This window comes from Citrobacter sp. CK199, from assembly GCF_030333285.1.
Taxonomy (GTDB): Bacteria; Pseudomonadota; Gammaproteobacteria; order Enterobacterales; family Enterobacteriaceae; genus Citrobacter_B; species Citrobacter_B koseri.
On the sequence record NZ_JAOWGF010000026.1, the window covers coordinates 204,926 to 220,562 of the forward strand.

A 15,637-nucleotide genomic window follows, 5' to 3' on the forward strand; every position below is an offset into this window, starting at 1 on the left:
TGTAGATGAAGTCTGATGAGTGAGTTTTGCCATTGTGAGTATGTTCTCCCACGCTGCCATCGCCAGTCTCAACAATCTTGAGATGCTGGTCTACAACTATGTCATCAAAAACCGTGACAAAGTCATGTACATGACCATTCGCGAACTGGCTGATGCCGTGGGCGTTTCCACCACCACCGTGCTGCGCTTTTGTCGCAAACTTCACTGTGACGGCTACTCTGAATTCCGCGTGCGCTTTAAATTATATTTAGAGCAGGATGAGCCGCAACAGGCTAATTTTGGCGCCAGCGAAATTATCAGTTTCTTTAAAAGCGTCAATAACGATGAGTTTGATAAATTACTCGATCAGGCTGTCGATATCATTTTATCTTCCGAACGTATTATATTTGTCGGCGCAGGAACTTCCGGCGCGCTGGCAAAATATGGCGCACGTTTTTTCTCTAACGTCGGGAAATTCAGTAATCATATTGATGATCCTTATTTTCCGGTCACCAACGATATGGCAAAAAACGCGCTGGCGATTGTGCTTTCAGTATCGGGAGAGACTGCGGAGATCCTGCGCTTTTCCAGCCAGTTCAGCCTGCACAACTGCAAAGTGCTGTCGATTACCAGCCATGAACATTCGGCTCTGGCAAAGCTGGCCGATTTTAATCTCTCCTGGCATGTACCACAAACCCGTATTGCTGGCGTTTATGATATTACAACGCAGATCCCCGTTATCTATATTCTTGAATCATTAGGCCGTAAGCTGGCGAAAAAATTAGCGTAAAAAAACAAATTGTTTTTTGGGCGTAACAAATTACACCGGCGCTATTTTGTTATATCGTGACTTTTTGCCTTCCTTTGTTAGACTCAAAACCAGATTGTATTAATTTGAGATTGAGCAACAATGAAAAAACTCACCTTACCAAAAGATTTCTTATGGGGCGGCGCAGTTGCCGCTCATCAGGTTGAAGGCGGCTGGAACAAAGGCGGCAAAGGGCCGAGCATCTGTGATGTGCTGACCGGCGGAGCGCATGGCGTACCGCGTGAAATCACCCGACAAGTCGTAGCGGGTAAATATTATCCAAACCATGAAGCGGTCGATTTTTACGGTCACTACAAAGAAGACATTAAGCTGTTCGCCGAGATGGGTTTTAAATGCTTTCGCACCTCCATCGCCTGGACCCGCATTTTCCCGCAGGGTGACGAGACGCAACCGAACGAAGAAGGGCTGAAATTCTACGATGATATGTTCGATGAGTTGCTCAGATACAACATCGAACCGGTCATCACCCTCTCCCACTTTGAAATGCCGCTGCATCTGGTACAGCAATACGGCGGCTGGACCAACCGTAAAGTGGTGGATTTCTTCGTCCGCTTCGCGGAGGTGGTATTTGAGCGCTACAAGCACAAAGTCAAATACTGGATGACCTTCAACGAGATCAACAACCAGCGCAACTGGCGCGCGCCGCTGTTTGGCTACTGCTGTTCCGGCGTGGTGTATACCGAGCATGAAAACCCGGAAGAAACCATGTATCAGGTGCTGCACCACCAGTTCGTCGCCAGCGCGCTGGCGGTAAAGGCGGCACGCCGCATCAACCCGGAGATGAAGGTCGGCTGTATGCTGGCGATGGTCGCGCTCTATCCGTTTTCCTGTAAGCCGGAAGATGTCATGTTCGCGCAAGAATCCATGCGTGAGCGCTATGTGTTTACCGACATTCAGCTACGCGGCTACTACCCGTCTTACGTGCTGAACGAATGGGAACGTCGCGGCTTTAACATCAACATGGACGCTGGCGACGCGGAGATTCTGCGCGAAGGCACCTGTGATTATCTTGGCTTCAGCTATTACATGACTAACGCAGTAAAAGCGGAAGGCGGCAGCGGCGATGCCATTTCCGGCTTCGAGGGCAGCGTGCCGAATCCGCACGTCAAAGCTTCCGACTGGGGCTGGCAGATTGACCCGGTCGGCCTGCGTTATTCCCTGTGCGAGCTGTATGAACGCTATCAGAAGCCGCTGTTTATTGTGGAAAATGGGTTTGGCGCCTACGACAAAGTGGAAGAAGACGGCAGCATCAACGACGATTACCGCATCGACTATCTGCGTGCTCACGTAGAAGAGATGATGAAAGCGGTGACGTATGATGGCGTGGATCTGATGGGCTATACGCCGTGGGGCTGCATCGACTGCGTGTCATTCACGACCGGACAATACAGCAAACGTTACGGTTTTATTTACGTGAACAAGCATGACGACGGCAGCGGCGATATGGCGCGCTCGCGGAAGAAAAGTTTTACCTGGTATAAAGAGGTTATCTCCAGCAACGGCGAGAAGCTGTAATTTTTTGCCGGGTGGCGGCTAATACCTTATCCGGCCGACAAGTTCTGTCTCCGAATAAAAAAAGCCGGGTAGCGCTTGCGCTTACCCGGCCTACAGCATGGCAGAGAGATTACTGATATTCGCTCATCGGTACGCAGGAGCAGAACAGGTTACGGTCGCCGTAAACGTCATCAAGGCGTTTCACGGTCGGCCAGTACTTGTTCGCTACCCCCGCCGGGAACACCGCGACTTCACGGCTGTATCCGTGGTTCCACTCCGCGACCAGCTCATTCTGCGTGTGCGGCGCGTTAACCAGCGGGTTATCCTCCAGCGGCCACTCACCAGCTTTCACGCGATCGATTTCCGCACGAATCGCCAGCATCGCATTGATAAAGCGATCCAGCTCCATCTTGCTTTCAGATTCCGTCGGTTCAACCATCAACGTTCCCGCCACCGGGAACGACATGGTCGGCGCGTGGAAGCCGTAGTCGATCAAACGCTTGGCAATATCCAGCTCGCTGATGCCGGTTTCTTCTTTCAGCGGGCGGATGTCGAGAATACACTCGTGCGCCACGCGGCCATCGCGACCGGTATACAGCACCGGATACGCGTCTTTCAGGCGGCTGGCGATATAGTTGGCGTTCAGAATCGCCACCTGGCTCGCCTGCTTCAGCCCTTCCGCGCCCATCATGCGGATGTACATCCAGCTGATCGGCAGAATGGATGCGCTGCCGAACGGTGCAGCGGACACCGCGCCCTGACGGGTCAGCATCCCTTCGATCTGCACCACGCTGTGACCCGGAACAAACGGCGCCAGATGTGATTTCACGCCAATCGGCCCCATACCCGGGCCGCCGCCGCCGTGCGGAATGCAGAAGGTTTTATGCAGGTTGAGGTGTGAAACATCCGCGCCGATGAAGCCCGGAGAGGTAATGCCAACCTGCGCGTTCATGTTTGCGCCATCGAGGTATACCTGGCCGCCGAACTGATGCACGATCTCGCACACTTCACGAATGGTTTCTTCGTACACGCCGTGGGTGGATGGGTAAGTCACCATGATGCAGGAGAGATTGTCACCCGCCTGCTCGGCTTTAGCGCGCAGGTCCGCCAGATCGATGTTGCCGTTCTTATCGCATGCGACCACCACCACCTGCATACCCGCCATCTGTGCGGAAGCCGGGTTGGTGCCGTGAGCGGAGGCCGGGATCAGACAGATATCGCGATGACCGTCGTTGCGACTTTCGTGATAATGACGAATCGCCAACAGGCCCGCGTATTCGCCCTGCGCGCCGGAGTTCGGCTGCATACACACGGCATCATAGCCCGTCAGTTTCACCAGCCAGTCAGAAAGCTGGTTGATCATCTGATGATACCCTTCCGCCTGATCTGCCGGGCAGAACGGATGCAGTTCCGCAAATTCCGGCCAGGTGATGGGGATCATCTCCGCCGCCGCGTTCAGCTTCATAGTACAGGAACCCAGCGGGATCATTGCCTGATTCAGCGCCAGATCTTTACGCTCCAGCGAATGCATGTAGCGCATCATCTCCGTTTCGCTGTGGTAACGGTTGAACACCGGGTGCGTCAGGATCGCGTCATCACGCAGCATACTCTCCTGGATAGAGCGGCTATCGTGCGCCACGTCTTTATCCAGCGTATCAATGTTCAGACCGTGGTCGTCGCCCAGCAGTACAGAGAACAGTTGCAGCACGTTTTCGCGGGTTGTCGTTTCATCCAGCGTGATGCCGACAGCATTGTGGATGTCGCTGCGCAGGTTGATCTCTGCGGCTTCCGCGCGCGCCAGGACGGCGGCTTTATCGGCCACCTCTACGCACAGGGTGTCGAAGTAATGCGCATGGCGCAGTTTCAGCCCTTTTTGTTGCAGGCCCGCCGCCAGAATGTCGGTCAGGCGGTGAATGCGATTAGCAATGCGCTTCAGCCCAACCGGACCGTGATAAACGGCATACAGGCTGGCGATGTTGGCCAGCAGCACCTGCGAAGTACAAATATTGGAGTTCGCTTTCTCGCGACGGATATGCTGTTCGCGAGTCTGCATCGCCATGCGCAGTGCGGTATTGCCCGCCGCATCTTTCGATACGCCGATAATACGGCCCGGCATGGAACGTTTGAATTCATCTTTGGCGGCAAAGAACGCCGCGTGTGGGCCGCCGTAGCCCATCGGTACGCCGAAGCGTTGCGCAGAGCCGAACACAATGTCCGCGCCCTGTTTACCCGGTGCCGTCAGCAGCACCAGCGCCATAAAATCGGCAGCCACGCTGACGATAACCTTACGTGACTTCAGTTCGCTAATCAGCGCGCTGTAGTCGTGGACTTCACCGGTGGTGCCAACCTGCTGCAACAGCACGCCGAACACATCCTGGTGATCCAGCACTTTTTCCGCGTCATCGACGATCACATCAAAACCGAAGGTCTCCGCGCGGGTGCGCACGACATCCAGCGTTTGCGGGTGAACGTCAGAGGCGACAAAGAAACGGTTGGCGTTTTTCAGTTTGCTGATGCGTTTTGCCATCGCCATCGCTTCTGCGGCAGCGGTTGCTTCATCCAGCAACGAAGCGGAGGCCATATCCAGCCCGGTCAGATCCAGCGTCACCTGCTGGAAATTCAGTAGCGCCTCCAGACGCCCCTGCGAAACTTCCGGCTGATAAGGCGTATACGCGGTGTACCAGCCCGGATTTTCCAGCATATTGCGCAGGATAACCGGCGGCAGCTGCACCGCGGTATAACCCATGCCAATGTAAGACGTAAAGCGCTTGTTGCGACCGGCAATCGCTTTTAATTCGGCCAGCGCGGCGTATTCCGTCGCCGCTTCACCTACCTGCGGCGGCGTGGCAAGCTGAATGTCTTTCGGCACAATCTGGCCGATCAGCGCGTTTAACGACTCGGCGCCAACGGTATTCAGCATATCTTGCTGCTGTGCGGCGTCCGGTCCAATGTGGCGTTCAATGAAAGCGCCGCTGTTTTCAAGCTGGCTTAGCGTCTGTGTCATGGGCGATGGTTCCTGAAACGTGCAGTGAATCGTGATTGTCTCTGGCTCAATTGCCCGGTGGCGCTAACGCTTACCGGGCCTACGCGTGCGAAAACGAATACGCAAAATCATTCACGTTGCAGGACGGCGGCGACGCAGAGAACCCCCAGGAGCTTACATAAGTAAGTGACTGGGGTGAGCGAGGAAGCCAACACACCTGCTGCGTGAAGGATGAAGCGTATTTATTCGTCTTCTAACAATGCTTCGTATGCGGTTGCATCCAGCAGCGAGTCGATTTCGCTTTCGTCGCTGGCTTTGATTTTGAAGATCCAGCCACCCGCATACGGCTCGCTGTTGACCAGTTCAGGGGAGTCGCTGAGCGCGTCGTTTACCGCCACAATCTCACCGCTCACCGGCGCATAAATGTCAGAAGCGGCTTTTACCGATTCTGCTACCGCGCAGTCATCGCCCGCCGCAACGGTGGCGCCGACGTCTGGCAGATCGACAAAAACCATATCACCCAGCAATTCCTGAGCGTGCTCCGTGATGCCAACCGTGTAAGTACCGTCTGCTTCTTTGCGCAGCCATTCGTGTTCTTTGCTGTATTTCAGTTCTACAGGTACGTTGCTCATCAATAAATCTCCAAAAAAGGATGAATCACGCGACGGCTTTGCCGTTACGCACAAAAACAGGTTTAGTGACTTTTACTGGCATTTCGCGGTTGCGGATCTGCACGATCGCCGTCTCGCCAATACCCGCCGGAACGCGCGCCAGCGCAATGCTGTAGCCCAGCGTCGGAGAGAAAGTGCCGCTGGTAATAATGCCTTCCAGCTGATTCCCCTGGGCATCGGTAAAGCGTACCGGCAGTTCGTTACGCAGTACGCCTTTCTCGGTCATAACCAGACCCACCAGTTGTTCGGTGCCTTTTTCACGCTGGACTTCCAGCGCCTCGCGACCAATAAAATCGCGATCGGCCGGTTCCCAGGCGATGGTCCAGCCCATGTTCGCCGCCAGCGGAGAGACGCCTTCATCCATCTCCTGACCATACAGGTTCATACCCGCTTCCAGACGCAGCGTATCGCGCGCGCCCAGGCCACACGGCTTCACGCCGGATTCCACCAGCGCACGCCAGAAATCCGCCGCCTTTTCGTTTGGCATCGCAATTTCATAGCCTGCTTCGCCGGTATAACCGGTTGTTGCAATAAACAGATCGCCCGCCTGCACGCCAAAGAACGGTTTCATGCCTTCCACCGCCTTGCGCTGTTCTTCAGTAAACAGCGTGGCCGCTTTCGCCTGCGCATTCGGCCCCTGTACCGCAATCAGCGACAGGTCGTCACGAACGGTGATGTCGATGGCGTAAGGTTCGGCGTGTTGGGTAATCCAGGAGAGGTCTTTTTCGCGGGTGGCGGAGTTTACAACGAGGCGGAAGAAATCTTCAGTGAAGTAATAGACAATCAGGTCATCTATCACGCCGCCCGAGGCATTGAGCATACCAGAGTAGAGGGCTTTACCGGTCTTTGTGAGTTTCGCCACGTCATTCGCCAGCAGATAACGCAAAAACTCCCGGGTGCGGCTGCCGCGTAGATCGACGATGGTCATATGCGACACATCAAACATACCGGCATCAGTGCGAACTGCATGGTGCTCATCAAGTTGAGAACCATAGTGCAGCGGCATCATCCAGCCATGGAAATCCACCATGCGCGCGCCACAAAGCGTGTGTTGTTCGTATAAAGGAGTCTGTTGAGCCATCTTGTCCTCATTGAATAAGCGGGGCTTACAACCATTTCATGGTGAAATCTTCGCCACGAAACCCGGCGTCGCAGCCACTCCAGGGCTTCGACGCAAACGTTCTCTTTTACCTGAACTTACCACCGAAGCAGACGCTAAACCATAAGGCAAAATTAACCATCACATTAGCTTATGACCAAAAAACGCCAAACCCACATCAGCATAAAAAACCATGAAATAAACAAAAAACCTCCATAAACGATAATAAAATACGCAACCACCCCGCACATATCCATATTAAATGTGGAAAAATTGTCAAAAATGACGATAGTTGAAAATCGTAATATTAAAAAAACTAATGCGAAAAGAGAGGTGAAATTAGATTATTTCAAATGAGGAAAGCGTCCCGGCGCGAAGGCCGGGAGAGGAAAATGTGACGGGTTTCAAACTCTCAGAAGCAGGAGGGAAATGCTTAGCGGAGCCACTCAGGCAGATCGTTCAATCCCATCGCCTGACGAATCAGTTGCGGTTTTACGCCCGGGAGAGTATCGGCCAGTTTCAGACCAATATCGCGCAGCAATTTCTTCGCAGGGTTCTCTCCGGCAAACAGTTCGCGAAAACCCTGCATACCTGCCAGCATCATCGCGGCGCTGTGCTTACGGCTGCGCTCGTAGCGACGCAAATAGAGGTATTGACCAATGTCTTTGCCCTGACGTTGCAGACGTTTGAGTTCATCGATCAACTCTGCGGCGTCCATAAAGCCGAGGTTCACCCCCTGTCCCGCCAGCGGATGGATGGTATGTGCGGCGTCGCCCACCAGCGCCAGCCGGTGTGCGGCAAACTGACGCGCATAGCGTCCCGTCAGCGGGAACACCTGGCGTTCGCTCTCAACGCGGCATAAGCCGAGGCGGTTATCAAACGCGACGTTCAGCGCCCGGTTGAACGCATCCTCACTCGCCTGCTGCATATGCTCAGCGTCCTGCGGAGACAGCGACCAGACAATGGAACACAGATGCGGATCGCTTAATGGCAGGAATGCCAGGATGCCTTCGCCATGAAACGCCTGACGCGCAACGGCGCCGTGCGCTTCTTCGGTGCGGATGGTCGCCACCAGCGCATGATGACGGTAATCCCAGAAGGTCAGCGGAATATCCGCTTTGTTGCGCAGCCAGGAGTTCGCGCCGTCTGCGCCAATCACCAGCCTTGCCGTCAGCATCGCGCCATCTTTCAGGGTCAGGAAGGTTTCATTTTCTCCCCAGGCGACCTGCTGCAATTCAGCCGGCGCCATCAGGGTAATATCCGCTGACTGCTGCGCCTTTTGCCATAGCGCGTAGTGGATCACCGAATTTTCAATGATGTGCCCCAGGTGGCTGTATCCCATGCTTTTGTCATCAAACTCAATGCGGCCAAAGCTGTCTTTATCCCAGACTTCCATACCGTGGTAGCAGCTTGCGCGGCGAGCAAGAATGTCTGACCAGACCCCAAGACGCGTAAGCAGTTTTTCACTGGCGGCATTGATAGCCGACACGCGTAATGCCGGGGGAGCGTCGCTCGCCAGCGGCTGTGGAACGCGCTGTTCCAGAACGGCAACGCGTAAACCGCTGCCCTGCAAACCGCAGGCGACAGCCAGGCCTACCATGCCTCCGCCAACAATGGCTACATCAACACTTTGCACTGTGTACTCCTGAAAATAGGACAATCAAAAACCGTAGGCCGGATAAGGCAAAGCCACCATCCGACATTACATTACTTCCGCGGCATTGCCTGATGGCGCTGCGCTAATCAGGCCTACTTCTTTATTCCGACCTACCGGTGAATTATCGTGCGACCCAGCCCAACGTCCGTTTTGCCAACGTGTCGCGAAGGGGAGGCAATAACTCCATCGCCATTAAGCCGACGTTGCGCCCGCCAACCAGCGGCGCCCAGCGGTTAGCAAACAGATGCACCAGGCTATCCGTTATGCCAACCGTCGCCTCTCTGTCAGCCTGACGGCGCGACTGGTACTCAGAAAGCACGCCGTACTCGCCGACGTCCGCCCCAGACTCATGCGCCTGCACCAGCGTTTCGGCAAGGCTCATCACATCGCGCAGTCCCAGGTTAAACCCTTGCCCGGCGATAGGATGCAGCGTCTGCGCCGCATTGCCGACCAGCACGGTGCGATGGGTTATCGCTTTGGCCGCCGTGGTGAGCGCTAGCGGATAAGCGCTGCGCTTACCCGCATGGGTAATACGTCCCAGCCGCCAGCCAAACGCCGACTGTAGCTCATGGCAAAAACGTTCATCCGACCAGCGCATGATCTCGTCGCGCTGTTCAAGCGGATGGCACCACACCAGCGAACAGCGACCTTCGGACATCGGCAACATCGCCAGCGGGCCGTGTTGGGTAAAGCGTTCAAACGCACGTCCGTCATGCGCGATAGCGGTCGCAACGTTGGCGATCACCGCCAGTTGTTCATAAGGCTGCTGCTGCCAGTCCACGCCGCAGGCGGTCGCCAGAGCGGAGTGCGTACCGTCGGCCGCCACCACGACATGACCAGAAATCACGTCACCGTTTTCCAGAGTGACATTCACCTTTTCTTGCGTTCGCGCCACGCTGGCAACGCGATCCGGGCAATGCAGCGTCACGCCCGGCGCTTTGCGCAACAGCGCAAACAGTCGCTGACCGACATCATGCAGCTCCACAACCTGCCCCAACGCAGCGATGCTGTAATCCTGCGCGTCCAGAGTGACAAAACCGGCATGGCCGCGATCGCTGACATGTACCGTGTTGATCGCCGTTGCGCAATCAGCAATCGCCTGCCAGACGCCAATCCGCGCCAGTTGCTGACAGGTGCCTGCCGCCAGCGCGATCGCCCGGGCGTCGAACCCGGGATGCACGGCGGCTTCAGGCGCGCTCGCTTCAATCAGGTGCACGGCCAGTTTGCCGTGGCTAAGCTGAGAAAGGGCCAGCGCCAGCGTCGCGCCCACCATACCGCCGCCAACAATAATCACGCTCATAGCTGACGCGCCGCCGCCATTAAGGCTTCAATATCGTCCGCTTTTTTCACTACGCTGGCGGTCAGGTTTTCGTTGCCCGTTTCCGTAATGACAATGTCATCTTCAATACGGATGCCGATGCCGCGATACGCTTCCGGCACGTCGGCGTCCGGCGCAATGTACAGACCCGGTTCAACGGTGAGCACCATACCCGGCTCCAGCACGCGGGAGCGATCCTGCCCGTAAACGCCGACATCGTGTACGTCCAGCCCCAGCCAGTGGCTAAGACCATGCATAAAGAATGGACGATGGGCGTTTTCCGCGATCAACTGCTCCACGTCACCCTGCAAAATGCCCAGATTCACCAGCCCCGCGATCATGATGCGCACCACTTCTCCCGTGACCTCCTGGATAGACGTTCCCGGACGAAACAGGCGTAAGCTGGTTTCCAGCGACGCCAGCACGATATCGTAGATTTCGCGCTGGGCGGGCGTAAATTTGCCGTTCACCGGGAAAGTACGCGTAATGTCGCCAGCATAACCTTTGTATTCGCATCCGGCGTCGATCAACACCAGATCGCCGTCGCGCATTTCGCTTTCATTTTCGGTGTAGTGGAGGATGCAGCCGTTCTCACCGCTGCCGACAATGGTGTTATAGGACGGATAGCGCGCGCCGTGACGGTTAAATTCGTGGTGAATTTCACCTTCCAGTTGATATTCGAACATCCCCGGACGGCATTTTTTCATTGCGCGGGTATGCGCCAGCGCGCTGATCTCGCCCGCGCGACGCATAACGGCAATCTCTTCCGGCGATTTAAACAGGCGCATCTCGTGCACCATTGGCCGCCAGTCGGTCATCGTCGCCGGTGCAGTCAGGTTCTGTCGGGAACCTTTACGCAGTTTATCCAGCGCGGCGAAAACAATCTCGTCGGCATACGCATATTCGCCCTGCGCGTGGTAAACCACGTCAAGGCCATTGAGTAACTGATAAAGCTGCTGGTTGATTTCGCTGAACGCCAGCGCGCGATCTACGCCCAGTTTTTCCGGCGCGGCGTCCTGCCCCAGGCGGCGGCCAAACCAGATCTCCGCCGTCAGATCGCGAACGCGGTTAAACAAAACGCTGTGGTTATGAGTGTCATCACTTTTAATCAGCACCAGCACCGCTTCCGGTTCGTTAAAACCGGTGAAATACCAGAAATCACTGCTCTGGCGATACGGATATTCACTGTCCGCGCTGCGCGTGGCTTCCTGAGCTGCAAAAATCAACGCGGCGCTGCCCGGCTGCATTTGCGCCAGTAATGCCTGGCGGCGACGCTGATACTCCTGCTGAGATATATCGCTCATAACACTCTCCATTGCGTTTACGTTCTTAGTGCAGAGTCGGTTTCTGGACTTCCGGCGCCGTTGGCTGCTGACGCGTAAAGGTGTCGTGGCACAGCAGCGCCGCAACCCGCACATATTCGATGATCTCTTCGAGCGACATCTCCAGCTCTTCCTGATCTTCGTCTTCGTCATAACCGAGCTGGGCGATGTTGCGCAGATCGTCAATGGCTTCACCGGTTTCGCCGGTCACTTTATCCAGCTTAGGCTGCGTGACGCCAAGCCCCAGTAAAAAGTGGTTAACCCAGCCGGCCAGCGCATCAGCGCGATCGAACACGCTCACGTCGTCGCCTTCAGGCAGAAAAAGCTGAAAAAGGAAGCCGTCGTCTTCCAGCGCGTCGCTGGTTGCCGCATGCATTTTACGCAGCGCCTGCGCCAGTTCGTGACCAAAGGCCAGCCTCTCGTTCGTCAGGTCGTGCAACAGCGGCTGCCATGAGCTGTCGTTGTTGCCGCCGCAAATCATCCCACTGATCAAACCGTGCATTTCGGCCGGGGTTAACCCCGTCCCCTGTTGGTTCAAAAACTGGTTCATTTCGTTGTAACCAGGCATTTCGTTCTGTATAGACATAAGCATTCGTCATCAAAGGGAGGATATTCATGATATGCTACCACTTTGGACCCTGGTGAACCAGAAAAGGGCTTGTATCTTCACACCGGGGTAGCTATAGTGTCGCCCCTTCGCCGACCCAGGGTCTGGAGGCGAAGGCAGCGCAGTCAATCAGCAGGAAGGTGGCATGTCTGCACAACCCGTCGATATCCAAATTTTTGGCCGTTCACTCCGCGTGAATTGCCCGCCTGAACAAAGGGATGCGTTGAATCAGGCTGCGGACGATCTGAATCAGCGGTTGCAAGATCTAAAAGTTCGCACTAGAGTCACAAATACTGAGCAGCTGGTTTTCATTGCCGCATTGAACATCAGCTATGAATTAACTCAGGAAAAAGCGAAGACCCGCGACTACGCGGCGAGCATGGAACAACGAATTCGGATGCTTCAACAGACCATTGAACAGGCGTTGCTTGATCAGGGTCGCATAACCGAAAAAACGGGCCAAAACTTTGAATAACACTTTTCGGTTTACTATGGTAGAGTGACCGTGAAGACAAAATTTCTCTGAGATGTTTGCAAGCGGGCCAGTCCCCTGAGCCGATATTTCATACCACAAGAATGTGGCGCTCCATGGTTGGTGAGCATGCTCGGCTAGTCCGAGAAGCCTTAAAACCGTGACGACGCATTCACCTTGAACCAAGGGTTCAAGGGTTACAGCCTGCGGCGGCATCTCGGAGATTCCCCTTCTACCTGGCGACAGCCATGACGCAACTTCCTGAACTTCTTTTATCCCGACAAGAAATCCGCCAGATGATTCGGCAACGTCGCCGTACGCTGACGTCTCAACAGCAAACCGCGTTCGGTCAACAGGCCGCCACCAGAATGCTTGCTTATCCTCCCGTGGTTCTTGCCCACACCGTCGCGGTGTTTCTTTCATTTGATGGCGAGCTGGACACGCAACCCTTGATTGAGCAGCTCTGGCGCGCGGGAAAACGCGTGTATTTACCGGTTCTCCATCCGTTCAGCCCCGGCAATTTACTGTTTCTGCATTATCATCCGCAAAGCTCGCTGGTGATGAATCGTCTGAAAATTCAGGAACCGAAGCTGGACGTGCGTGACGTGCTGCCGCTCTCTCAGTTAGATGTGCTGGTTACACCGTTAGTCGCTTTCGACGAAGACGGCCAGCGTCTGGGAATGGGCGGCGGGTTCTACGACAGAACGTTGCAGAACTGGCGACAGCATAAGATCCAACCGGTGGGTTATGCGCACGATTGTCAGTTAGTGGAAAAGTTGCCTGTCGAAGAGTGGGATATCCCGCTGCCTGCGGTGGTGACGCCGTCAAAAGTGTGGGAGTGGCCGCAGTGAATTGCCTGATGGCGCTACGCTTACCCGGCCTACGAGCCGATCTCACAGGCCGGGTGAGGCATAGCCGCCACCCGGCACAGTATACAAATTAGTACAGCAGACGAGCGCGAATCGTACCCGGTAGCGCTTTCATCGCCAGCAGGGCTTTCTCCGCCACATCTTCATCCGCTTCGATATCAATCACCACGTAACCGACCTGGGCAGACGTTTGCAGATACTGCGCGGCGATGTTAACGCCCTGCTCGGCAAAAATCTGGTTAAGCGCGGTCAGCACGCCCGGACGATTTTCATGGATGTGCATCAGACGACGGCCGCCGTGCAGCGGCAGGGAGACTTCCGGGAAGTTCACCGCAGACAGCGTAGAGCCGTTATCAGAATACTTCGTCAGTTTGCCTGCCACTTCAAGGCCGATGTTCTCCTGCGCTTCCTGGGTAGAACCGCCGATATGCGGCGTCAGAAGCACATTGTCGAATTCACATAGCGGAGAAGTAAACGGATCGCTGTTGGTCGCAGGTTCCGTCGGGAACACGTCGATAGCTGCGCCCGCCAGGTGTTTGCTCGCCAGCGCATCGCACAGCGCCGGGATGTCCACCACCGTACCGCGAGACGCGTTGATCAGCAGCGCGCCCGGTTTCATCAGTGCGATTTCCGTCGCGCCCATCATATTTTTGGTGGAGGCGTTTTCCGGCACATGCAGGCTCACAACGTCGCTCATGTTCAGCAGATCGGAAAGATGCTGTACCTGGGTCGCGTTGCCCAGCGGCAGTTTGTTTTCAATATCGTAGAAGAAGACGTGCATGCCCAGCGATTCCGCCAGAATGCCCAACTGCGTGCCAATGTGGCCGTAACCAATGATCCCCAGCTTTTTGCCGCGCGCTTCAAACGAACCGGCCGCCAGTTTGTTCCACACGCCACGGTGCGCTTTCGCGTTCGCTTCCGGCACGCCGCGAAGCAGTAGCAGCAGCTCGCCAATCACCAGTTCCGCAACAGAACGCGTGTTGGAGAACGGCGCGTTAAACACGGGGATTCCGCGTTTTGCCGCTGCGTTCAGATCAACCTGGTTGGTGCCGATGCAGAAACATCCAATCGCCACCAGTTTCTCTGCGGCGTCAATCACATCTTCGGTCAGATGGGTTCGGGATCGCAGGCCAATGAAATGGGCATCACGGATGGACTCTTTCAACTGCTCAGTATCCAGAGCGCCTTTGTGAAATTCGATGTTGGTATAACCTGCCGCGCGAAGGTTTTCGAGTGCCTTTTGGTGCACACCTTCAACCAGCAGAAATTTAATCTTGTCTTTCTCCAGTGATACCTTTGCCATTTCCCCGACCCTGTCTTTTTATCGAAACTGATGTGTTGTATGTGGATTTGTATCCGCCTTTCAACATATCAAAAAAAACTATTGCGGCAATATGAACGTTTGCGTCGCCACTCTGAAGAAATATCATTCAGCGTGAAATGGCAGAGGAAAATGCTGGGGATAAGATTTTCTTTGGAGAGATCGGCAGGGCAACATCCAAAACGTGACACAAGTCACCAAATTTGCCCTGCCAAATTTTTTTAACGCGGGATGAATCACCCTCGCCAGATCATTTTACGATAGTTTTTACGCCGTCTGCCGTACCAATCAGCGCCACATCCGCGCCACGGTTGGCGAACAGGCCGACGGTCACGACGCCCGGAATGGCGTTAATCGCGTTTTCCATCGCGATCGGATCAAGAATTTCCATGCCGTATACGTCGAGGATCACATTGCCGTTATCAGTGACTACGCCCTGACGGTACTCAGGACGACCGCCCAGCTTCACTAACTGGCGTGCGACAGCGCTGCGCGCCATCGGGATCACTTCCACCGGAAGCGGGAATTTACCCAGAATATCGACCTCTTTGGAGGCATCCGCGATGCAGATGAATTTCTTCGCCACCGAAGCAATGATTTTCTCACGCGTCAGCGCCGCGCCGCCGCCTTTAATCATCTGCATGTGGCCGTTGATCTCATCCGCGCCATCAACATAGACGCCCAGGCTGTCCACTTCGTTCAGATCGAAAACGGTAATGCCGAGGCTCTTGAGTTTTTCAGTAGATGCATCCGAGCTGGACACCGCCCCTTCAATCTGACCTTTCATTGTGCCCAGCGCATCAATAAAGTGCGCGGCTGTTGAACCGGTACCTACGCCCACAATGGTGCCGGGCTGTACATACTGAAGTGCCGCCCATCCTACTGCTTTTTTCAGTTCATCCTGCGTCATGATCGTTTCGCCTGTGGTGTGAAAATTCAGGCGCATTATAGATCATTGTGCGAAAAAATCCCTCCGACCCCGCTCGCAAGCGGCGGATTTCGTCTGTACCTGAGTG

13 protein-coding genes and 1 other RNA gene are annotated in these 15,637 nt (G+C 55.1%); 5 read left to right on the forward strand and 9 right to left on the reverse strand.

What is annotated here, in order from left to right; translation table 11 throughout:
* Positions 1 to 40 precede the first annotated feature (40 nt).
* Together OGX75_RS12060 and OGX75_RS12065 are read left to right on the forward strand one after the other, a co-directional pair.
* The gene (locus tag OGX75_RS12060) at positions 41 to 769 is read left to right on the forward strand and encodes a MurR/RpiR family transcriptional regulator (RefSeq protein ID WP_286451166.1); all 729 of its coding nucleotides are present in this window, start codon (positions 41 to 43) and stop codon (positions 767 to 769) included.
* A gap of 120 nt (positions 770 to 889) precedes the next feature.
* On the forward strand, positions 890 to 2,323 hold the full coding sequence (locus OGX75_RS12065) for a 6-phospho-beta-glucosidase (RefSeq protein WP_286451134.1): 1,434 nt from the start codon (positions 890 to 892) through the stop codon (positions 2,321 to 2,323).
* A gap of 109 nt (positions 2,324 to 2,432) precedes the next feature.
* Here the strand turns inward: OGX75_RS12065 and gcvP are convergent, their stop codons facing one another.
* From gcvP to ygfB, 7 genes are all read right to left on the reverse strand, one after another.
* Positions 2,433 to 5,306: an aminomethyl-transferring glycine dehydrogenase gene (gcvP, locus tag OGX75_RS12070; protein WP_286451133.1), complete on the reverse strand. Its 2,874-nt coding sequence runs from the start codon at positions 5,304 to 5,306 to the stop codon at positions 2,433 to 2,435.
* 221 nt (positions 5,307 to 5,527) lie between these two features.
* Positions 5,528 to 5,917, reverse strand: a complete 390-nt coding sequence (gene gcvH, locus OGX75_RS12075; protein ID WP_012135010.1) for a glycine cleavage system protein GcvH — start codon at positions 5,915 to 5,917, stop codon at positions 5,528 to 5,530.
* A 25-nt stretch (positions 5,918 to 5,942) separates the two neighbouring features.
* Entirely contained in the window at positions 5,943 to 7,037 is a 1,095-nt protein-coding gene (gene gcvT, locus OGX75_RS12080) for a glycine cleavage system aminomethyltransferase GcvT (protein WP_110493846.1), read from the reverse strand.
* Positions 7,038 to 7,488: 451 nt separating this feature from the next.
* Positions 7,489 to 8,691, reverse strand: coding sequence for an FAD-dependent 2-octaprenylphenol hydroxylase (gene ubiI / locus OGX75_RS12085; protein ID WP_047461414.1), 1,203 nt, complete (start codon positions 8,689 to 8,691; stop codon positions 7,489 to 7,491).
* A gap of 142 nt (positions 8,692 to 8,833) precedes the next feature.
* Positions 8,834 to 10,012: a 2-octaprenyl-6-methoxyphenyl hydroxylase gene (ubiH, locus tag OGX75_RS12090; protein WP_286451132.1), complete on the reverse strand. Its 1,179-nt coding sequence runs from the start codon at positions 10,010 to 10,012 to the stop codon at positions 8,834 to 8,836.
* On the reverse strand, positions 10,009 to 11,334 hold the full coding sequence (gene pepP, locus OGX75_RS12095; protein WP_049008277.1) for a Xaa-Pro aminopeptidase: 1,326 nt from the start codon (positions 11,332 to 11,334) through the stop codon (positions 10,009 to 10,011). Before pepP ends, ubiH begins: the two co-directional genes overlap by 4 nt.
* A gap of 25 nt (positions 11,335 to 11,359) precedes the next feature.
* Entirely contained in the window at positions 11,360 to 11,938 is a 579-nt protein-coding gene (gene ygfB / locus OGX75_RS12100; RefSeq protein WP_286451131.1) for a UPF0149 family protein YgfB, read from the reverse strand.
* Positions 11,939 to 12,104: 166 nt separating this feature from the next.
* Between ygfB and zapA the strand changes: the two genes are divergently transcribed.
* The 3 genes from zapA to OGX75_RS12115 all read left to right on the forward strand — a co-directional run bounded on the left by zapA (position 12,105) and on the right by OGX75_RS12115 (position 13,282).
* Positions 12,105 to 12,434, forward strand: a complete 330-nt coding sequence (gene zapA, locus OGX75_RS12105) for a cell division protein ZapA (protein WP_006686880.1) — start codon at positions 12,105 to 12,107, stop codon at positions 12,432 to 12,434.
* A 41-nt stretch (positions 12,435 to 12,475) separates the two neighbouring features.
* A non-coding RNA gene (gene ssrS / locus OGX75_RS12110) (6S RNA) lies at positions 12,476 to 12,659 on the forward strand.
* A gap of 20 nt (positions 12,660 to 12,679) precedes the next feature.
* Positions 12,680 to 13,282: a 5-formyltetrahydrofolate cyclo-ligase gene (locus OGX75_RS12115; protein WP_047461402.1), complete on the forward strand. Its 603-nt coding sequence runs from the start codon at positions 12,680 to 12,682 to the stop codon at positions 13,280 to 13,282.
* A gap of 88 nt (positions 13,283 to 13,370) precedes the next feature.
* Here the strand turns inward: OGX75_RS12115 and serA are convergent, their stop codons facing one another.
* Positions 13,371 to 14,603 carry a phosphoglycerate dehydrogenase gene (serA, locus tag OGX75_RS12120; RefSeq protein ID WP_115608880.1) on the reverse strand — a complete coding sequence of 411 codons (1,233 nt, stop codon included), beginning with the start codon at positions 14,601 to 14,603 and terminating at the stop codon, positions 13,371 to 13,373.
* Between the two features lie 268 nt (positions 14,604 to 14,871).
* A complete protein-coding gene (rpiA, locus tag OGX75_RS12125) occupies positions 14,872 to 15,531 on the reverse strand; it encodes a ribose-5-phosphate isomerase RpiA (protein WP_024130929.1) in 660 nt (219 codons plus the stop codon).
* Positions 15,532 to 15,637 lie beyond the last annotated feature (106 nt).